Annotated in this window: 23 protein-coding genes, 1 tRNA gene and 1 pseudogene; 19 read left to right on the top strand and 6 right to left on the bottom strand. The window is 41.1% G+C overall.

Features of this window, described 5'->3' with window-relative positions:
- Positions 1-38: 38 nt before the first annotated feature.
- The 4 genes from ACXADT_RS14460 (at position 39) to ACXADT_RS14445 (ending at position 2,790) form a co-directional block, all read left to right on the top strand.
- A complete protein-coding gene (locus tag ACXADT_RS14460) occupies positions 39-905 on the top strand; it encodes a M15 family metallopeptidase (protein WP_270181933.1) in 867 nt (288 codons plus the stop codon).
- 106 nt (positions 906-1,011) lie between these two features.
- A complete protein-coding gene (locus ACXADT_RS14455; RefSeq protein ID WP_270181934.1) occupies positions 1,012-1,722 on the top strand; it encodes a cytochrome c biogenesis protein CcdA in 711 nt (236 codons plus the stop codon).
- 19 nt (positions 1,723-1,741) lie between these two features.
- The gene (locus tag ACXADT_RS14450; protein WP_270181935.1) at positions 1,742-2,200 is read left to right on the top strand and encodes a Na(+)/H(+) antiporter subunit B; all 459 of its coding nucleotides are present in this window, start codon (positions 1,742-1,744) and stop codon (positions 2,198-2,200) included.
- A 107-nt stretch (positions 2,201-2,307) separates the two neighbouring features.
- Positions 2,308-2,790, top strand: a complete 483-nt coding sequence (locus ACXADT_RS14445) for a CcdC family protein (RefSeq protein WP_474812027.1) — start codon at positions 2,308-2,310, stop codon at positions 2,788-2,790.
- Between the two features lie 33 nt (positions 2,791-2,823).
- Here the strand turns inward: ACXADT_RS14445 and ACXADT_RS14440 are convergent, their stop codons facing one another.
- The 3 genes from ACXADT_RS14440 to ACXADT_RS14430 form a co-directional block, all read right to left on the bottom strand.
- A complete protein-coding gene (locus tag ACXADT_RS14440; RefSeq protein ID WP_474812024.1) occupies positions 2,824-3,249 on the bottom strand; it encodes a DUF2621 domain-containing protein in 426 nt (141 codons plus the stop codon).
- 157 nt (positions 3,250-3,406) lie between these two features.
- On the bottom strand, positions 3,407-3,976 hold the full coding sequence (locus ACXADT_RS14435) for a hypothetical protein (protein WP_474831726.1): 570 nt from the start codon (positions 3,974-3,976) through the stop codon (positions 3,407-3,409).
- A 141-nt stretch (positions 3,977-4,117) separates the two neighbouring features.
- Positions 4,118-4,214 (bottom strand) — tRNA-Sec (locus ACXADT_RS14430).
- A gap of 436 nt (positions 4,215-4,650) precedes the next feature.
- On the opposite strand from ACXADT_RS14430, the gene selB reads away from it, so the two are divergent.
- Genes selB through phnC form a run of 4 tightly spaced genes read left to right on the top strand, consistent with a single transcriptional unit; the run spans position 4,651 to position 8,926 of the window.
- Positions 4,651-6,543 (top strand): selenocysteine-specific translation elongation factor, encoded by a 1,893-nt coding sequence (gene selB / locus ACXADT_RS14425; RefSeq protein WP_474831725.1) that lies wholly within the window; start codon positions 4,651-4,653, stop codon positions 6,541-6,543.
- A gap of 7 nt (positions 6,544-6,550) precedes the next feature.
- Positions 6,551-7,426 carry a phosphate/phosphite/phosphonate ABC transporter substrate-binding protein gene (phnD, locus tag ACXADT_RS14420; protein ID WP_474831723.1) on the top strand — a complete coding sequence of 292 codons (876 nt, stop codon included), beginning with the start codon at positions 6,551-6,553 and terminating at the stop codon, positions 7,424-7,426.
- Positions 7,427-7,428: 2 nt separating this feature from the next.
- Positions 7,429-8,181 carry a phosphonate ABC transporter, permease protein PhnE gene (phnE, locus tag ACXADT_RS14415; protein ID WP_474831722.1) on the top strand — a complete coding sequence of 251 codons (753 nt, stop codon included), beginning with the start codon at positions 7,429-7,431 and terminating at the stop codon, positions 8,179-8,181.
- Complete coding sequence (gene phnC / locus ACXADT_RS14410) at positions 8,171-8,926, top strand: phosphonate ABC transporter ATP-binding protein (protein ID WP_474831720.1); 756 nt, start codon at positions 8,171-8,173, stop codon at positions 8,924-8,926. Before phnE ends, phnC begins: the two co-directional genes overlap by 11 nt.
- Before the next feature lie 33 nt (positions 8,927-8,959).
- Here the strand turns inward: phnC and selD are convergent, their stop codons facing one another.
- The gene (selD, locus tag ACXADT_RS14405) at positions 8,960-10,009 is read right to left on the bottom strand and encodes a selenide, water dikinase SelD (RefSeq protein ID WP_474831718.1); all 1,050 of its coding nucleotides are present in this window, start codon (positions 10,007-10,009) and stop codon (positions 8,960-8,962) included.
- A gap of 142 nt (positions 10,010-10,151) precedes the next feature.
- Here selD and ACXADT_RS14400 point away from each other — a divergent pair.
- Both ACXADT_RS14400 and selA read left to right on the top strand, forming a co-directional pair.
- Positions 10,152-10,343, top strand: a pseudogene (locus tag ACXADT_RS14400) (Rdx family protein); the annotation flags it as partial.
- Between the two features lie 51 nt (positions 10,344-10,394).
- Entirely contained in the window at positions 10,395-11,804 is a 1,410-nt protein-coding gene (gene selA / locus ACXADT_RS14395; RefSeq protein ID WP_474831716.1) for an L-seryl-tRNA(Sec) selenium transferase, read from the top strand.
- A gap of 27 nt (positions 11,805-11,831) precedes the next feature.
- On the opposite strand, the gene ACXADT_RS14390 is transcribed toward selA, so the two are convergent.
- Positions 11,832-11,969, bottom strand: coding sequence for a small acid-soluble spore protein P (locus ACXADT_RS14390; protein WP_224882334.1), 138 nt, complete (start codon positions 11,967-11,969; stop codon positions 11,832-11,834).
- Between the two features lie 116 nt (positions 11,970-12,085).
- Here ACXADT_RS14390 and ACXADT_RS14385 point away from each other — a divergent pair, with 116 nt between their 5' ends.
- Positions 12,086-12,346, top strand: coding sequence for a hypothetical protein (locus tag ACXADT_RS14385; protein WP_270181945.1), 261 nt, complete (start codon positions 12,086-12,088; stop codon positions 12,344-12,346).
- Positions 12,347-12,389: 43 nt separating this feature from the next.
- Here ACXADT_RS14385 and sspO read toward each other — a convergent pair whose 3' ends face one another.
- Positions 12,390-12,539 carry a small acid-soluble spore protein O gene (sspO, locus tag ACXADT_RS14380; protein ID WP_224882338.1) on the bottom strand — a complete coding sequence of 50 codons (150 nt, stop codon included), beginning with the start codon at positions 12,537-12,539 and terminating at the stop codon, positions 12,390-12,392.
- 191 nt (positions 12,540-12,730) lie between these two features.
- On the opposite strand from sspO, the gene acnA reads away from it, so the two are divergent.
- The 8 genes from acnA (at position 12,731) to ACXADT_RS14340 (ending at position 18,261) form a co-directional block, all read left to right on the top strand.
- A complete protein-coding gene (gene acnA, locus ACXADT_RS14375) occupies positions 12,731-15,445 on the top strand; it encodes an aconitate hydratase AcnA (protein WP_270181946.1) in 2,715 nt (904 codons plus the stop codon).
- 136 nt (positions 15,446-15,581) lie between these two features.
- Positions 15,582-15,707: an FbpB family small basic protein gene (locus ACXADT_RS14370; RefSeq protein ID WP_270181947.1), complete on the top strand. Its 126-nt coding sequence runs from the start codon at positions 15,582-15,584 to the stop codon at positions 15,705-15,707.
- 60 nt (positions 15,708-15,767) lie between these two features.
- On the top strand, positions 15,768-15,911 hold the full coding sequence (gene sspN, locus ACXADT_RS14365; protein ID WP_270181948.1) for a small acid-soluble spore protein N: 144 nt from the start codon (positions 15,768-15,770) through the stop codon (positions 15,909-15,911).
- Positions 15,912-16,047: 136 nt separating this feature from the next.
- Complete coding sequence (locus ACXADT_RS14360; RefSeq protein WP_270181949.1) at positions 16,048-16,572, top strand: hypothetical protein; 525 nt, start codon at positions 16,048-16,050, stop codon at positions 16,570-16,572.
- Between the two features lie 53 nt (positions 16,573-16,625).
- Entirely contained in the window at positions 16,626-17,114 is a 489-nt protein-coding gene (locus ACXADT_RS14355) for a hypothetical protein (protein ID WP_474812003.1), read from the top strand.
- An 86-nt stretch (positions 17,115-17,200) separates the two neighbouring features.
- Positions 17,201-17,410 (top strand): small acid-soluble spore protein Tlp, encoded by a 210-nt coding sequence (tlp, locus tag ACXADT_RS14350; protein WP_270181951.1) that lies wholly within the window; start codon positions 17,201-17,203, stop codon positions 17,408-17,410.
- 109 nt (positions 17,411-17,519) lie between these two features.
- Complete coding sequence (locus ACXADT_RS14345; protein ID WP_474831715.1) at positions 17,520-17,954, top strand: acyl-CoA thioesterase; 435 nt, start codon at positions 17,520-17,522, stop codon at positions 17,952-17,954.
- Positions 17,955-17,958: 4 nt separating this feature from the next.
- The gene (locus tag ACXADT_RS14340; RefSeq protein WP_474831714.1) at positions 17,959-18,261 is read left to right on the top strand and encodes a hypothetical protein; all 303 of its coding nucleotides are present in this window, start codon (positions 17,959-17,961) and stop codon (positions 18,259-18,261) included.
- Positions 18,262-18,293 lie beyond the last annotated feature (32 nt).

The following is an 18,293-nucleotide window of genomic DNA, read 5'->3' as shown; positions in this document are numbered from 1 at the left end:
ATGATAAGATAGACTATATTTTATTAGGAAGTGTTGAGATGACGGTAAGAAAGCTAGTATTTGTATCAGGGCTATCGCTCGCTCTTGTGGCAGGTTGTTCATCGAATGAGCAGAGTGATCAGACGATGAATGATGAAAAGTCGGAGCAGACTGAGCCTGATAAAGAAGAAAAAAACGAAGATAACAAGACCAATAGTGAAGCGAACGAAGAAAATAGCTCTTCAAATGAAGATACGAATCAAAATGGTGCGAATAACGAACCTGATGAGTCACAACAAAATGCTTATCCAGCTATGGGTGAAACGGTGACGGAAGAAAACGGCAAAAAAATCGTAACAAATCCTGATAGTATCTATGTTGTGGCTAACAAAAACAGAAATTTGCCGGCTGATTTTGTTCCGAAAAACCTTGTAGAACCTAACGTCCCTTTTTATGCAAATGAAGGTGATCCGAAGAGACTGATGGTAGACGAAGCAGCAAAGGCGCTTGAAGAAATGTTTGCGGCTGCAGAAGAAGCTGATATGCAAATCAAAGCTGTCTCTGGTTACCGTTCTTATGAAAGGCAGGAAGCGATTTTTGCTTACAACGCAGAAAGATATGGTGCTGAAAAAGCAAATCAGGTGAGTGCACATGCAGGGCAGAGTGAACATCAGACTGGATTAACAATGGATATTAGTACACCTTCACTGAATGGTGCGTTAACTGAGAAGTTCGGCAGTACCCCTGAAGGTGAATGGGTAGCTGAAAATGCATACAAATACGGGTTTGTTGTGAGGTACCTTAAAGGAAAAGAAGACATTACTGGCTATCAATATGAGCCTTGGCATGTTCGGTATGTAGGAAAAGAAGCTGCCAAAGAAATTCATGAAGCTGGAATAACTCTTGAAGAATTCTTTGCAAAGTAAATCGTTACGTAATGTTCACACAATTTAATGTGAAAACCGGTACAATGGGGTTGAAACGATTTCAGAATGCGCATGCTAAGTGCGTGCATAGAACGGGAGTTAGGTTATGGCTGATTTAAATATTTTTTTAGCTTTTGGAGCGGGATTCCTGTCCTTTATCTCTCCTTGTGTATTGCCGCTTTATCCGGCGTTTATTTCATACATTACAGGGGTATCAGTAAATGACTTAAAAGAAGAACGGGGAATGATGCAGCGGAGAGCAATTCTACATACAGTATTCTTCTTATTAGGCTTTTCGATTATTTTTCTCGTTCTAGGGATGTCTGCTTCACTTATTGGAAACTTGTTTGTTCAATATAAAGACTTATTGAGACAAGTAGGGGCGATCTTAATTGTAGTTTTCGGACTCGTTGTCGTAGGGTTTTGGAAACCTTCTTTCCTTTTGAAAGATCGACGGTTAACGATTCGGAATCGTCCATCAGGCTTCATTGGATCTGTGTTGATCGGAATGGGCTTTGCTGCTGGTTGGACTCCATGTACTGGTCCGATTTTAGCAGCAGTTATCGCACTTGGTGTTTCAAACCCGGGAGCTGGTCTCTTCTATATGGTTGCATATACGCTAGGGTTTTCCATTCCGTTCTTCCTGTTATCATTCTTTATCGGAAAGTTACAGTGGATTAAGAAGAACAGCACAGTCATTATGAAAGCAGGCGGATATTTAATGATCGTTATGGGAGTATTGCTATACTTTAATTTCATGACGATGTTCACTTCATTCCTTGTTAACAATCTCTTTAACGGTTTTCAAGGATTCTAACTAGAAAGGATGCGACTCGATGCAACGTAGCAACGATCTTATTTTAAAAACAACAACGACGATCATCGTCTTTATCATCATGGGGTTCTCGATCTATCTCTTTTTCGCTGGTCATAATGCGCCAGGTGGTGGATTTATCGGTGGATTAATGACTTCGGGAGCGCTTGTGCTGCTTTATATCTCCTATGGATTTAAAACGATGGAACGGGTCATTCGGTTTGACTTCAAAAACTTTATTCCGATCGGATTGTTGATAGCGGTTTTAACTGGAATCGGCTCGTTTTTCTTCGGCCAGCCCTTTTTAAGCCATACGGATGCTTACTTTGAGCTTCCAATCCTAGGGCACACTCACTTGGCTACGGCGATTTTGTTTGATTTAGGGGTGTATTTTACAGTAGTTGGTGTTACGATGACGATTATTTTGAACATTGCTGCAGATGAAGGTGAAGAGGAGCTTTCTAAACAAAATACGCAATGATAAGAACAGGACGCTTGTCCTGTTCTTTTATGTGCGCTTGTTTTTTTCTGTTCTTACACATACAATGGAAATGATAAGCAGTAACCTGATAGGTGAGGGATGAAAATATGCTGATTTTCAGTACAGTAGTAGGAGCATTGATGGCTCTAGGTGTTATTATGATCAGGTTAAAGGCTTCGAAAAAACCTGCAACGATAAAGAAAATTATCCTACCGCCTTTTTTTATGGCGACAGGCTTTTTTATGTTTGTATTACCAGAAGCTAGAGTACCATTATATGAAGCGATGGAGGCACTGCTTGTTGGTGGGGCATTTTCGTTACTACTGATTCGTACTTCTAAATTTGAAATTAAAAACAATAAGATTTATTTAACACGTTCGAAAGCGTTTGTATTTATCTTGCTCGGATTACTCGTTGTAAGGATCGCTTTTAAAACCATAATCGGTCAGTCGATACCTGTCCTCCAAACGAGCTCACTGTTTTTTATACTTGCTTTTGGAATGATTGTGCCATGGCGCGTCGCTATGTATTATCAGTTTCGTAAAACAGAGAGAAGCCATAACCCTGAATTACATCAAAGTACTTTATAAAAAACTCGTTTAGCATCATGCTAAACGAGTTTTTTAATGGAATAAATGCTGATAAGGTGTAACATCGATCCGTTTATCGTGTAATTTTTTGATAAGCCATTTATGATCTCTTTTTGGAGTTGCGATGATATATCCTCTAATAATGAGATCTTGCGTCATTTCCTTGCTGTTCTCTTTCAACGCAAGTTCACCGATCTTCCCAGCGATTTTATTTCTAGCAATATCACGGAATAGTTCTGGAACAGGAGATACCAATTCTTCTAAAAGCTTTTTTTGATCATTGTTCCACATGTGTTTCGTTTGTTGGATGTAATAGTCTTCCCAATCCAGTATGGATTTTCCATCTTCTTTAGGGAGACGCTTTAAGAATTTTCGGAACATGAAGAAACCGCCGATCGCCATTAGCGAGATCAACACGACTGTCCAACCGACGATAAAATACTGAAACCAACCTGCCATCGCATTCACCTCTCATGCTTTTGAACTCGGTCACATTATACGCTCAAAACACGCATAAATCAAGTGGAGTAGGGGAGTGGGGGCTACAATTTAGGACCTCTGAAAGGAATTGTAGGGAAACATTCTTACTTCTTTCATTTTCCTAGAGTAATAAAGCTTAATAGGTGATTCCTGTATCCTCTGACATGTTGTCACTTATTATTCCAACGCCTTTCACTTCATCGATTTCTACATCTTGTTGTATGGATGGATTTAGAGGGTACGTTCCTTCGGCAAAAGTTAGCTTCTTATAACTGGGCTCTATACCACCACCTGATACATACATAATGAGATCCTTCCAGCCGTTAGTGGATGTTTCACTAATGATAATTGGAGTTCTAACTAGACTGAATCGCGAAAGCATTTTGTATTCTTCATTGATCTTTTGGAAGATGAGTGCGCTGCAGCCTCCAGTTCCACAAACTAAAGGTCCTGACAAATAGACGAACGTTTCAGGGGTGCCATCCTCATTTAAATCGATACGGTTGTAATAGTACTTAACATCACCGGGCTGTAATTGAAAGATTTTACTGAAAGCTTCTTCTAATTTCTCGTCTTTATTTGTTTCTGATTTCATAAAACTTAGTGTAGCTGAATGTGGCTGTTGGATGGCATGAGTTTTATTGTAGGGTAGGCCTAGAAAACTAAATAGGACTACGAGGAAGAGTAGTGTATGAGAAGATTTCATAATAACTTTATTCACCTCTAGCACGTATTTAATAAATAGGCTAAACAATCCGTACAATTTCATTCGGTAGTTGAAAAAACGAGATAAATTGCATAAAAAAACTCTAATGAAACGTCATTAGAGGACTCAGGTGATAAAAATTGGCGGGACCGTCTGGGAATCGAACCCAGCTGACCTGGCACGCAGGTCACAAGCGGTTTTGAAGACCGTGGCACTCACCAGACGTACAACCAGCCCCATTGCTATTAGAATGATAAAGCATACGTTTCATAGAATCAACTAATTTGAACGATTTGATTGCGTTTAGTTGTATATTTTGTGAGGTTATGTCGAATTAGCAAGAAACAGAACGATTAATTATTGATTCATTTCAGAAACCAGAAATTACGACAAACCTCGATGAAATCCATCATCTGACATTGTTCGACATTCGGAGTGACTGGTACAGTTCTTCATTGAGAACTATAACAGGATGAGGGGTGGTACAGCGTGAAATAAACAGTATAACAGATGCTGGTGTGGATAAATGTGAATAACTTTTTTCGTATACACGGTTGAATAAACATACATCGATGCATATACAAGGTTTTAAAGTCGAAGGGCTTTCAGTTGCGTAGGGAACATTATTTCATTAATGTTAATGAAGGATGACTTCATTTAGGCAGGTGAGAAGAATGAATTATTACACGATAGGTCTTGCCGGACATATCGATCATGGAAAAACGACGTTAACTGGAGCGCTGACAGGAGTTGATACAGACCGTCTCAAGGAAGAAAAAGAGCGGAATGTTTCGATTGAGCCAGGATTTGCACCTTTCGAATTATCAGATGATATGAAAGTATCGATTATCGATGTACCTGGTCATGAACGATTTGTCAGGCAAATGATCGCTGGTGTAGCAGGTATCGATATAGTAATACCAGTTATTGCAGCGGATGAGGGTGTGATGCCTCAAACGAAAGAACATTTAGAAATCTTATCGCTTCTTGGCATTGAACGATCAATCATCGTTATTACGAAAGCAGATGCTGTTGACGAAGAGATGATTGAACTTGTAAAAGAAGATATTATCGAATACATATCTGGGTCTGCCTTTGAGGACGCTACTTTTCATGTAGTAGACAGTAAGTCTAGAAGAGGCATCGAGGCGTTAAAACATAGCATCCATGCTTATCTATTGGACGTGCCTTCAAGAAATAAAGTTGGACCGTTTCGTATGCCGATCGATCAAGTTTTTACTCTTCAAGGACATGGAACTGTTGTGAGAGGGACGATTTTTGACGGAGAGTTACAAGATGGACAACCCGTATCGATCGTTCCAAAGGGGATCGAAGCGAGGGTCAGACAAATCCAGTCTCATAATGAAAAAGTAAGCAAGGCATATGCTGGGCAGAGGGTTGCGATCAATCTTGCTGGCGTTGACCGCGATAATATTGATAGAGGTCAAGTTGTTGTAGCGAGCGATTATTATCATACTACGTCTACAGTAGACATTAGTTTGAAGATGGCTAAAACGATGTCTTATGAATTAAAGCAACGATCAACCGTTACCGTTCATATTGGAACTGCTGAAGTGAGGGGAACAATCGTATTTTTTGATCGGAATGTTTTAGAGTACGAAGAGGACGAAAAGGTCTTATGTCAACTACGTCTTCAAACTCCCATCTTAGCGAAGAAGAGTGACAGAGTGATCATTCGAAGGCCATCACCTGTTGAAACGATCGGTGGTGGATCGATTGTAAACGTAATGGGACAGAAATATAAATTTGGCAAAGAGACTGTCGAAATGCTTGAAAGAATGAGTATGGGGACACCATCAGAACAGCTTCAGCAGCTGCTTGATAAAGAGCTGCTACTTACGAAAGAAGAGATTCAACAAACACTTGGTATGGACGATCAAACTCTTTTAGAGCTAGAGAAGACGCCTGAGTTTGTTTTTGTTGAGGATGATGTTACAACACGAGTTATTCTCAATAGCGTTAGCTCTGAAATCGATGAGCGGTTACAGGATTATCATGATAAATATCCGATGAGACCCGGCATTCCGAAGGCAGAATTGATTCAGGAACTAAAGGCAAAGTACCCTGGTAAGCTGATCGAACGAACGTTAGATGAAACGGAGAATGTCATACGAAAGGGACCATATTTTTCGATTGAGAGTTTTATCCCATCCTTTTCAAAAGCCTGGAAAACAAGAATGGAGAATGTCGTAGTTGCTCTGAGAGATCAGGGAATGAACGCTTCACCGATCGATGTGCTTATTGATAAAGAAGGCATTCCATCAGAGGAAAAGGTCGAGTTAAAGCAATATTTAGTAGAGGAATCGGTAGCGATGGAGCTAACGAAAGATTTGATGATCCATCGCTCAGCGTGGGAGAAATCAAAGGATTTGTTGAAGAATGAAACGTCAACCTCTTTCACACTGCAGTCTGCAAAGGAAGTTCTAGGTGTGAGCCGGAAGTTTCTCGTTCCTTTTCTCGAAAGCCTAGATGAAAAAGGCTATACCGTACGAGATGGACAAGAAAGAAGATGGCTCGATCGACGTAAACAAGAGAAATCGGAGTGATAGCAGTATGAAACGACTATTGAGTATATTATTGCTAGCTAGTGTTCTCGCTGGATGCAGCGATCAAGAGAATGAAAAAGAAGGTAGCGACTCATTCACGATTGGAGTTATTCCAGCTCAAACAGAAGGTGAAATCGATAAAGCGATGGATGAATTACAAGATGTACTTACAGATGAGCTAGATCAAGACGTGGAGATTACAACATTTCCAGACTATAATGGTGTCGTAGAAGCAATGAATTATGAACAGATCGATATGGCGTTCTTTGGCCCACTAACTTATGTGATCGCACATGAAAAGAGTGGGGCAGAAGCGATTGTCACCCAGCTGATCGATGGCGAACCGTTTTATCACTCTTACGTGATCACGCACAGTTCGAACAGCTGGACCTCACTAGAAAACTTTTTAGAAAGAAGTAATGAACAAAGCTTTGCGTTTGGTGATCCTAACTCGACGTCTGGTTCATTGATCCCTTCGATTGAACTGCAAGACAGAGAAGTATTCCAAGATCAAGATAATCATTCATTTCGTTCGGTTACGTACACAGGATCGCACGACGCCACAGCACTAGCCGTTCAGAATAAGCAAGTAGATGCGGGCGCAATTGACAGCGCAATCTACCATCAACTGATCGAGTCAGGTAAAATAGATGAAGAAAAACTAAAGGTGATCTGGGAGTCAGACAAGCTATTTCAGTACCCATGGGCTGTTCGGAAGGGTACAGATGATGAAACGAAAAAGAAATTGCAAGAGGTCTTTTTATCGATCGAGAATGAGACGATTTTAAATGCGTTCGGTGCTTCTGGATTTACTGAAGCTCGTAATCAAGACTATGAAAGTATACGAGATGCCGCTGTGAAGCAGGGTCTTATTAAGGAATAATCATGATTTGGTTCAATTGGAAGCACGTAGCCGGTGCACTACTGATCCTAGCCACCACGATTTGGAGTATTAGGATCACTAATTTCGATTTAAGTAAACTTCGCGCATTGACCAACATGGTGGATTTCCTTTCAAACTGGTTTCCTCTCAATTTAGAGGTAGTCCCTCGAATGTTAGAAGCGAGTTTAGTGACACTGGGGATGGCTTTCTTAGGAAGTTTTCTTGGGCTATTAATAGCTCTCCCGCTTAGTCTACTCGCTGCGAAAAACACTGCGGGGCGATTCTATAAAGGTACTCGGATACTATTAAGCTTCTTTCGGTCGATTCCTGAAATCGTATTAGGCTTAATGTTCCTTACAGTTGTTGGCCCCGGACCGTTTGCTGCAACACTTGCGATCATCTTTCATAACGCTAGTGTATTGAGTAAGTTGATTGGAGAATTGATCGAGGCGGCGGATAAGGGGCAACAAGAAGCTATGAAAGCTGTTGGTGCTCCCACAATTACGCGTGCTTTATTTGGGATCTTTCCGCAAATATGGCCGAACGTTCTTTCACATTACTTTTATCGATTTGAAGTTGCGGTTCGAACATCATTAATTCTTGGCCTTGTCGGCGGAGCAGGCATCGGGCAGCAGTTATTTGTTCATTTTAAAACCTTTCAGTACTCGACTGTAGCCGTTGATGTTCTTATCATCATGGTGATCGTGATTGCAGTTGATTTTTTAGGAAGTCGGGTGAGGCAAGATGTTATGTAAGGATGAACTGATAACAATCACGGACGGTACAGTGACGTATGGTCGAACAGAATCCGCCGCGATTGAGGGTGTGTCTTTAACTTTTTCTAGAGGAGAGTTTGTTTGTGTTTTAGGCAAAACAGGGGCAGGGAAGTCTACCTTAATCCGTACACTGAATGGGCTCGAGACTCTTTCAAAAGGTACGGTTTCTTATCAAAACCAGTCATACGATCGACTAGATGATGAAGGGTTACGTAGGATTCGAAGAAATATGGGCATGATCTTCCAACAACATCAATTGATCCCCCGGCTATCTGTCTTGCAAAACGTTTATACCGGTTTATTCGGTTATCACTCCACATTTCAAAACGTACTCGGTTTGTTTTCTAAAGAAGAAAAATTGAAAGCACAAGAGGTACTTGAACAGGTCGAACTGTTACCGTTTCAAAACCAGCGCGCTGATCAGCTGAGTGGTGGACAAAAACAACGAGTCGGTATTGCGAGAGCTCTTGTGCAGTCTCCATACGTGTTTTTAGGGGACGAACCTGTGGCTAGCTTAGATCCTGGTACTGCAGATCGGATTTTCCTTTTGATCAAGCAAATCCATGAAAAACAAAAGCTGCTAACGATCGTGAATGTCCATAGTGTAAAGCTTGCCCTTCGGTATGCGACTCGGATCGTAGCATTAAAGGATGGCAGGGTTGTCTTTGATGATGTGCCTGAGAAATTCACAGAGGAAATAGAGAACGACTTGTATGAACGATAAAAAGCCGTAGGATTGAATTCCTACGGCTTTTTTTTACCGATATGCATGGATGAATGATGATTGTTTTTCTGTAACATTCCCAATGACGTCTGCCTTTTTTCCTTTGTTTTTCATCCGCTCTACATATGCGTGTGCTTGGCTTTCAGGCATACTGATCAGAAGGCCGCCCGACGTAACTGCGTCACATAAGATAAGCTCTTCTAGTTCGCTTAGGTTCGTATACTGAACAGATTGAGAGATCCAGCGATGATTCGCTTTCGAGCCTCCAGGAATGAAGCCTTGTTCGGCTAACTCGTGTGTACCTTCAAGAACTGGTACTTTTTCAAAATCAACTTCGATACTGACGTTACTTCCTGTTGCCATTTCATAGCAATGTCCGAGTAAGCCAAATCCTGTAACATCTGTCACAGCATTCGGTTCGAAATAGCCGAGTTCTTCAGATGCAACTTTATTCAGCTCTGCCATCGTGTCTGAGACGATATCAAGCCTTTTGCTTGATAGTTTTTGTGGCTTGATTGCTGTCGTATGGATGCCAACTCCAATCGGTTTTGTTAAAACAATCGCATCACCTGGTTTCGCACCAACATTCGCATAGAACTTGTCTGGATGAACAATACCAGTCACCGACAACCCAAACTTAGGTTCTTGATCATCGATCGAATGGCCTCCTGCAATCACTGCCCCTGCTTCTTCTACTTTATCGCTAGCTCCTTTTAAGATAGAAGATAGTATCTCAGGAGCGAGTTTTTTAATTGGAAAGCCAACAATGTTTAAAACTGTTTTCGGAACACCGCCCATCGCATACACGTCACTTAATGAGTTCGCAGCTGCGATCTGACCAAACATATATGGATCATCAACGATCGGTGTGAAAAAGTCGACAGTTTGGATCATGGCGATTTCATCGGTCAATCGATACACGCCTGCATCATCGGAGGTTTCGACTCCAACTAGTAAATTTGGATCTGTCTTTTTATTAGGTAAGTGACGCAAAACTTGCGCCAGGTCCTCAGGACCAAGCTTACATCCTCAACCACCTTTTGTTGAGAGAGACGTAAGACGAATTTTTTCTTCACTCGACATCGTACCACCTCCTCACATAAGTATAATTCTTTTGTTTCGATTTTTGAAATGATATAGTATGGGCAACATAATAAAAAAAGGAGGAACAAAGTTGAAGTATACTGTTTCGATCGAATTCTGCATGCAGTGAAACTATGCACCTAAAGCCGCGAGTTTCGCGGAGGAACTTTTCAATCATTTCCGCCATGACATTACTACTCTAGAAATGAAACCAGGATTTAAAGGCGCTTTTGAGGTTACCGTGAATGGTAACAAGCTTCATTCCAAGCATGAAACAGGAGAATATCCGAAATTAGATCGCTTTATTAAAGAGATGGAACAGATGAAGGAGTAGGTAGACACCCCAGGAAGGGTGTCTTTCCTTCATTATTAGGAGTTGATACCGTTGAAAACACTAGTTAGGGAGCTTCCTCCCATTCATCAAATACAGCATGCATTTAGACGAAGTGACCTTGCCGGAGTCTATCCAGAAGAAAGGCTAACCCACCTAATCCAGGAAGAGGTTAATGAACTTCGTAGTAGTTTACTTAATGAGAATTATTCTGGTAGTTCAAGGACAAGAGAGGAATTTCAAAAAGAGATAATCGAGAAATTGGAACAGAGCGCGATAGCAAAACTTACTCCAAATCTTCGTCCTGTGATCAATGCAACAGGAGTGGTATTACATACGAATCTAGGCCGTGCTCGACTTAGTGAACGAGCGCTAACAGGTCTAACAGACGTTGCACGTAGCTACTCGACTCTGGAGTATAACCTTTCTACAGGGAAGAGAGGTTCTAGGCACGATATTGCTGAAAGCTTGATTTGTGAAGCTACTGGAGCTGAAGCAGCCATGGTCGTTAATAACAATGCTGCGGCAGTATACTTAGTGCTACGTGCTTTAGCGAATGAACAAGAAGTGATCGTTTCAAGAGGCGAGCTCGTTGAAATCGGAGGATCGTTTCGTGTTTCTTCAATCATGAGGGAGAGTGGAGCATTATTAAAAGAAGTTGGTACAACAAATAAAACACATCTTTATGATTATGAAGAGGCCGTTTCTGAAAATACGTCCATGATTATGAAAGTACATCGTAGTAATTTCTCTATTGTTGGGTTTACTGAAGAAGTGGAGCGGAAAACATTATCAAGTTTTGCAAGAAGTAATCAGGTTATCTATTACGAAGATTTAGGAAGCGGTGCAATCTTTGATTATCATAAATATGGGATCGGTGAGGAACCTACCGTACCGACTGTGTTAAAAGAAGGTGCAGACATTGTCTCGTTTAGTGGCGATAAGCTGCTTGGTGGACCACAGGCAGGGATTATCGCTGGTAAAAAAGCGCTCATCGATCAGCTGAAAAAGCATCAGTTAGCAAGAGTATTACGAGTGGACAAATTTACTTTAACTGCTTTAGAAAGTACGTTACAGCAGCACTTGATGAATGAAGAAACGAACATTCCTGTCGTGAGGGATATCTTACTATCAAAAGAGGAAATAAACGTAAGATCGCGTGACTTTATCGAAACCTTACATGAAAAAACAATGGGGTACCATACTGAAATTCTAGAAGATGTTTCTCAAGTAGGCGGTGGTACCATGCCTGAAGTTAACCTCGATACGTTCGTAATCGCTATTACCTCTGACCAGCTTACAAGTAATGAGCTTGAGAAAGGCTTGAGGGAATTTGAAGTTCCGGTGATTGCAAGGCTAAAAGAAGATCGAATCCTACTGGACCTCAGAACGGTAAGTAAGGATGAAGAAATGCATATAATCGACGCGTTACGCTCGATCTCATCAAAAAAAGGCGACGAATAGGTCGCCTTTTTTTATAGAATAAAATAATTAAAACCCTTCACCATTTTTTTGTCTCGTCTGATTACGTTTCTTAACTTTATGTGAGCCTTTCATTGGCTCTTGTTGGCCAGTTTGACCTTTGGGGGCATTTTTACGCATGTCTTTAAACGTGTTGCTTTCTGTCATGGTTTATCCCTCCTTTACGGTTAGTATTTGCATGGAGGTTCATCTTATACGACTGGAATAGCAAGCCTTATTTTGGATAAAACTATGGTGAAACCATTGGATAAGGAGGCCGAGCGATGCCATATAACAAAGACAAACAGCAGGCATTTCAAGCAGCTCAACAAGGATATGATCAGGCGATAGACGCGAGTAAGGAAGTCGTCGATACGAGCAGTGATTACGGAAAAGACCTGAAACATCTCCAACAAGAAGTAGGGGAAGCGATGTCACAAATTGAAGGAGCACTAGTGAACGCCTCAGAACATCAGCGTGAACAACTGCTTCAGTTTCAGAAAGATTTACAATCCATACAAGCTGAAATGAACAAAGACGTTTAAACGGAAAACCCGTCATTTTCTGATGACGGGTTTGGTATTTCATCTATTGACGTTTCTTCGTTTTTTTGTTGAACGCACGCTGTTCTGCGGACAGATGCTCGTGAGCATATTCATTATCAGATCCCGCTCCGTTCCCCTGTGCATCAGCATCGTTCATTCCAGGACGTACGCCATTCGCTTTACGCTTACCCATCAGCTTTCACCTCCACGATGTTACTTTGTCCTCAGGCCGTCAAAATATGTAGTGATAAGGTAAACTTATGAAGTATAATAACAATCTTGTTATTTACTTATGTTTGAAAAACTACTAATATGGATAAAGGGAAGTTGAAAGCGTTTTTGCAACTACCGCTTTGTTATGCAATTTGAAGGAGGGAACTACATATGGCAAATCATGAACTTTATAATTCAAAATCAACGTTCGATGCTAATGGTAAAACATATTCATTCTACCGCTTACAAGCGCTAGAAGAAGCAGGCATCGCAAATGTTAGCAAGCTCCCTTACACGATTAAGATCTTACTTGAATCCGTGCTGCGTCAGTACGACGGTAAGGTAATTAAAGAGGAGCACATTGAAAACCTCGCTAAATGGGGAACTAGCGAGCAAAAGACTGATATCGACGTACCGTTTAAACCTTCTCGCGTTATCCTACAGGATTTTACTGGAGTACCAGCAGTTGTTGACCTTGCGTCACTTCGTAAAGCGATGGCTGATATGGGCGGAGATCCTGATAAGATCAACCCTGAAATTCCGGTTGACCTTGTTATTGACCACTCGGTTCAAGTTGATAAATATGCTTCTGAAGATGCATTAGAATTTAACATGAATAAAGAATTCGAACGTAACCTTGAGCGTTATAAATTCCTTAAATGGGCGCAAGATTCTTTCGATAACTACCGCGCTGTTCCACCAGCAACTGGAATCGTTCACCAAGTTAACTTGGAGTACGTAGCAAATGTTGTACAAGAAAACAGCTTTGACGGTGAAAATGTCGCTTATCCAGATACTTTGTTTGGAACAGATTCACATACAACGATGATCAACGGTCTAGGTGTTCTTGGTTGGGGTGTAGGTGGAATTGAAGCTGAAGCTGGAATGCTTGGTCAGCCTTCCTATTTCCCAGTACCAGAAGTTATCGGTGTGAAGCTAACGGGTGAACTTGCAAGTGGAACGACTGCAACTGACCTTGCGCTAAAAGTTACGCAGCTACTTCGTGAAAAGAAAGTAGTAGGTAAGTTTGTTGAATTCTTCGGTCCTGGTCTATCTAGCATGCCGCTTGCAGACCGTGCGACGATTTCAAACATGGCTCCTGAACAAGGGTCTACATGTAGCTTTTTCCCTGTAGACGAAGAAGCTCTTGAGTATATGCGCTTAACTGGACGCTCAGAAGAGCACATCAACCTTGTGCGTGAGTACTGTAAAGCAAATGGTCTCTACTATACGCCAGAATCAGAGGATCCTGAGTTCTCTAGCGTCGTAGAACTTGATCTTTCAACAGTTGAGCCAAGTTTAGCTGGACCTAAACGTCCACAAGATTTGATCCCTCTTTCTAGCATGAAAGAAGAGTTCAATAAAGCGCTTGTTGCTCCTCAAGGTAACCAGGGGCTAGGCATGGATAAGGATGAAATCAAGAAAGAAACAACTGTAAAGTTCCATGATGGTAAAGAGGTAACGATGAAAACAGGTGCGGTTGCAATCGCTGCGATCACAAGCTGTACGAACACATCGAACCCTTCCGTAATGCTTGGTGCTGCACTTCTTGCGAAGAAAGCAGTCGAAAAAGGACTTCAAGTACCTGAATATGTTAAAACAAGTCTTGCTCCAGGATCTAAAGTTGTAACGGATTACCTCGAGAAGTCTGGACTAATGCCATATCTTAAAGATCTTGGATTCCACCTTGTAGGTTATGGTTGTACAACATGTATCGGTAACTCAGGTCCACTTAAAGAAGAGATCGAAGACGCGGTAGCAAAGAGCGATCTAACAGTAACATCTGTTCTTTCTGGTAACCGTAACTTTGAAGGTCGTATTCATCCATTAGTAAAAGCAAACTATCTTGCTTCACCACCACTAGTCGTTGCTTACGCACTTGCAGGAAGTGTAAACTTTGACCTTCACAATGAATCATTCGGTAAAGACAAAGATGGCAATGACGTGTATTTGAAAGACCTCTGGCCATCTCCTGAAGAAGTAAAAGAAGCTGTAGCAGAAACGGTTACTCCTGAAATGTTTAAGCGTCAATACAAAACTGTTTTTGAAGAAAACGAGCGTTGGAACCAGTTGAGCACGAGTGAAGGCGATCTTTACAACTGGGATGAAGAGTCAACTTATATTCAAAACCCTCCTTTCTTCGAAAACCTTTCAAAAGATCCAGAAGCGATTCATGAGCTCAAAAACATGAGAGCCATCGCGAAGTTTGGCGATTCAGTAACGACGGACCACATTTCTCCAGCAGGTGCCATCGCGAAGGATATGCCAGCAGGTCAATATCTTCAAGACAAAGGTGTTCGTCCGATCGACTTTAACTCCTATGGTTCTCGCCGAGGAAACCATGAAGTCATGATGAGAGGAACGTTCGGAAACATTCGTATTCGTAACCAAATCGCACCGGACACTGAGGGTGGCTGGACGACGTATTGGAAAACAGAAGATGTTATGCCAATCTATGATGCAGCGATGAAGTATAAAGAAGACGGAACTGACCTGATTGTTCTTGCAGGTAAAGATTACGGTATGGGAAGCTCGCGTGACTGGGCAGCAAAAGGAACTAACCTTCTTGGTATTAAAACAGTCATCGCAGAGAGCTACGAAAGAATCCACAGAAGTAACCTCGTATTGATGGGTGTATTACCACTTCAATTCAAAGAGGGAGATTCTGCTGACTCTCTTGGCCTAACTGGGAAAGAAACATTCGCAGTAGAAATTACTGAAAATGTTAAGCCTCGTGAAGAAATTAAAGTAACGGCTATTTCTCCAGAAGGTGATGAGAAGACGTTTAATGTAGTCGCTCGTTTCGATAGCGAAGTAGAGATCGATTACTATCGTCACGGTGGAATTCTACAAATGGTTCTTCGTGACAAGTTACAAGCAAATTAATAAAAGTTCTAGACCGTCGAGTAAAACTCGACGGTCTTTTTTGTATCATTTCACAAAAAAATTGCGTTTTTTGTATTAAATATTCTGAATTCGGGAATACTTGCAATAAAGCGACGCGTTACGAAAGGAGAACATGATGAGAAAAACACAAAAGATTACTTTCAAAGAACTGGTCTCTCAGTATAAGCAGGAACTCATGAACGACAAAGAAGCAATCGAGCGTATTGAAGACAAGTTTGAAAAGAAACACGCAAAAAATTAACACGAAAACCTGATAATTCTCCTCTTATTGCACAGTATAACTGTAAAGGAGGAGATCTTTATGAGTAATCCAAAGCGATTTCCGAAATCTTTTGCTCCTAACCATTTATCTTCCCTTCACCCAGAAGCAGAAGGAAACAAAGGGAAGCAGATGCAAACGAAAGGGAATCCAAAGCCAGACTATGCTCCCCCTAAAGGGAAATAATGCTTCCTAGACCAGAAGGAGTGATCTTTCTGGTTTATTTCATTTATAACAATTTATAACAAAGTTTGTAAAAACGTCTTAAAGGTAATAAGAAAAGCGAATGATTACAATAGATATGTTTTTCGGGGGGATCTTTATGACGATTACAGCAAGAATAGAACCAATTTCAAATTTCAGTTCCAAAGAGGCACCAGAAACTGGACTCCTAATCAAGGAGTTAGAAATAAAGATGCAACAGATGGGTTACCTAGTTCCTTACCGTGAAGAGTTAAATTGGGAGAAGGCGATCGCCAGCCTAGAACTAGGGGAAAGTAAAACGTTGCATAGCTTGAAAAAAGCAGCAGCGAAGAATGACCGTGTGTTATTAACGTATGCGAAGCTTTTTAAAGGTACAATTTTTCAAAATCTAATTCTTCATCCAAACCATACAGGCATTTATCTTCCTTTTCGATTTGAAGAACCGTTCACACTCCAAATCGAAGGACAAAAAATTTGGGTAGGATCATCGATAAGGCTGCTTGAAGAATTGTCATGGTTACAAATTAGTTTTGATCAAGGAAAATACGATGAGAACGTAAAGGAATATTGGCGAAACTTCATCGACATCACTCAGAAAAGTATCGACTTTATGAGCCCTATTATCTTTGAAGAAGCCGTTTAGACGATTTTTTCCAATAAAAAAAGGGTAAAGGGTCCGTAAGGTGGGTGATGATCATGGAAAGAAAAGATTTACTAGGCAGTGAAATCTTTAAAATGTTTGAAGCTTCAGGTCCTCCGTATGGTTGTGGAACAGCCGCACTGACTGGAGGATTTGCCTCAAGACTAGCGGTCATGACGTTAACGATCTCAGGAATCGAGCATGACCTTGAAGATGTACCTAGAACATACTTCTTACTTTGTGATGAAGATGATGTGCAATTCGAAGAGTTCTTAGAGAATGGCAGTGCTAAAACGTTAAACGATGTACCGATGAGGCTTTTAGAATGTACGTATCGTCTTATGCTTGAACTCTCACAGTATGAGAAAGACATAAAAAAGAACGTAGTCGTTGACTACCGAATGGCGATGCGATTGTTAAGGCAAGTATTTGAGGCAGCGGAAAACATTTTGCTTTCAAACGGATGCAGTGCAGAAATGCGGAAAGACATGCTTGCTTACGAAAATGCCCTCTATGGAACCCTTCCAAAAAGCTTGCAAAACTAAAGGATAAAAGGATAGGACCACCCTTTCTCACACATACTAGTAGGGCAACTGAGTTGCAGGACTGTATGAATAGGGAGGGCAACATAATGAAAGCAAAACCTGATGATAGACGAGATAATGCTGAAAAGTTGAAGAGAATGGTACAGGATACGATCGAAAACATCCATGATGCTGAAGCATCGATTGAATTTACGGATAGCGATCAACAAAAACAGCAAATTCAAGCCAAAAACGAACGTCGTGCGGATAGCATCGATGCGATGAGAGAAGAAATTAAAGACGAGGAACATAAATAATCGGTAACCGATTGGAGCTGAATGGCGATTTCCATTCGGCTTTTTTCATTACGTAACGTGCAATTATGATAAACTAGAGATGGTTAGCTATAAGTAAGGAGGATATCCAGTGTTTATATCAACTACACCAATCACTGTCCGCTATGCTGAAACGGATCAGATGGGCGTTGTTTATCATGCCAACTACTTGATCTGGTTTGAGCTCGGACGAACCACTCTAATAAATGATCTCGGATTTAAATACGCTGATATGGAAGAAGAAGGGATCTTATCTCCTGTTGTTGACATTGAAGCGAGCTATAAACGCCCTGTGCGTTACGGAGACGAAGTACGAGTCAAGACCTGGGTTGAACACTACGACGGAATTAGAGTCGTTTATGGGTATGAAGTGACGAAAGAAGACGAAACGATTTGTGTGACAGGAAAATCGGTACATACTTGTGTGAAGAAGGAATCTTTTCGACCGATCTCGATCAAGAAACGTTTTCCGAAGTGGCATGAAGAGTATGAAAAAGTGAAAAAACCGTTGAGTAAGGAATTATAAAACGATGGCATTTGGACTTTCAAAAGAAGAATTAAAAGAATGGAAACGAAACGTTGCGAATGGAGAAGTTGCGTTTCTAACTCATTATTGGTATGACCCTCGATTTCCTCAATACAAAACTGTTACAAAGGCTGGCTGTAGAGATATAGCTAAGTTAGTGGAGTGGGGGAAGAAATACAATTTTAAAGGCGAATGGATCCATGATCGAGAAGGGTATCCGCATTTTGACTTATTAGGGAATGAGCAAGTGAGAGTGCTTAAGAGCGAAGGACTCATCAGCCATCTAGAAAGGTTTAAGCTGATTTGAAAACGCGAAAGCTTCATTGCTTTCGCGTTTTT

The organism is Anaerobacillus sp. ABR4_321 (assembly GCF_056158505.1).
This window is presented reverse-complemented; position numbering and strand designations above follow the sequence as displayed.

Excerpts from the sequence above, each read along its gene's own strand:
- ACXADT_RS14460 (WP_270181933.1), top strand. The coding sequence starts at position 39 with ATGACGGTAAGAAAGCTAGTATTTGTATCAGGGCTATCGCTCGCTCTT.
- ACXADT_RS14455 (WP_270181934.1), top strand. The coding sequence starts at position 1,012 with ATGGCTGATTTAAATATTTTTTTAGCTTTTGGAGCGGGATTCCTGTCC.
- ACXADT_RS14450 (WP_270181935.1), top strand. The coding sequence starts at position 1,742 with ATGCAACGTAGCAACGATCTTATTTTAAAAACAACAACGACGATCATC.
- ACXADT_RS14445 (WP_474812027.1), top strand. The coding sequence starts at position 2,308 with ATGCTGATTTTCAGTACAGTAGTAGGAGCATTGATGGCTCTAGGTGTT.
- ACXADT_RS14440 (WP_474812024.1), bottom strand. The coding sequence starts at position 3,249 with ATGGCAGGTTGGTTTCAGTATTTTATCGTCGGTTGGACAGTCGTGTTG.
- ACXADT_RS14435 (WP_474831726.1), bottom strand. The coding sequence starts at position 3,976 with ATGAAATCTTCTCATACACTACTCTTCCTCGTAGTCCTATTTAGTTTT.
- selB (WP_474831725.1), top strand. The coding sequence starts at position 4,651 with ATGAATTATTACACGATAGGTCTTGCCGGACATATCGATCATGGAAAA.
- phnD (WP_474831723.1), top strand. The coding sequence starts at position 6,551 with ATGAAACGACTATTGAGTATATTATTGCTAGCTAGTGTTCTCGCTGGA.
- phnE (WP_474831722.1), top strand. The coding sequence starts at position 7,429 with ATGATTTGGTTCAATTGGAAGCACGTAGCCGGTGCACTACTGATCCTA.
- phnC (WP_474831720.1), top strand. The coding sequence starts at position 8,171 with ATGTTATGTAAGGATGAACTGATAACAATCACGGACGGTACAGTGACG.
- ACXADT_RS14390 (WP_224882334.1), bottom strand. The coding sequence starts at position 11,969 with ATGACAGAAAGCAACACGTTTAAAGACATGCGTAAAAATGCCCCCAAA.
- ACXADT_RS14385 (WP_270181945.1), top strand. The coding sequence starts at position 12,086 with ATGCCATATAACAAAGACAAACAGCAGGCATTTCAAGCAGCTCAACAA.
- sspO (WP_224882338.1), bottom strand. The coding sequence starts at position 12,539 with ATGGGTAAGCGTAAAGCGAATGGCGTACGTCCTGGAATGAACGATGCT.
- acnA (WP_270181946.1), top strand. The coding sequence starts at position 12,731 with ATGGCAAATCATGAACTTTATAATTCAAAATCAACGTTCGATGCTAAT.
- ACXADT_RS14370 (WP_270181947.1), top strand. The coding sequence starts at position 15,582 with ATGAGAAAAACACAAAAGATTACTTTCAAAGAACTGGTCTCTCAGTAT.
- sspN (WP_270181948.1), top strand. The coding sequence starts at position 15,768 with ATGAGTAATCCAAAGCGATTTCCGAAATCTTTTGCTCCTAACCATTTA.
- ACXADT_RS14360 (WP_270181949.1), top strand. The coding sequence starts at position 16,048 with ATGACGATTACAGCAAGAATAGAACCAATTTCAAATTTCAGTTCCAAA.
- ACXADT_RS14355 (WP_474812003.1), top strand. The coding sequence starts at position 16,626 with ATGGAAAGAAAAGATTTACTAGGCAGTGAAATCTTTAAAATGTTTGAA.
- tlp (WP_270181951.1), top strand. The coding sequence starts at position 17,201 with ATGAAAGCAAAACCTGATGATAGACGAGATAATGCTGAAAAGTTGAAG.
- ACXADT_RS14340 (WP_474831714.1), top strand. The coding sequence starts at position 17,959 with ATGGCATTTGGACTTTCAAAAGAAGAATTAAAAGAATGGAAACGAAAC.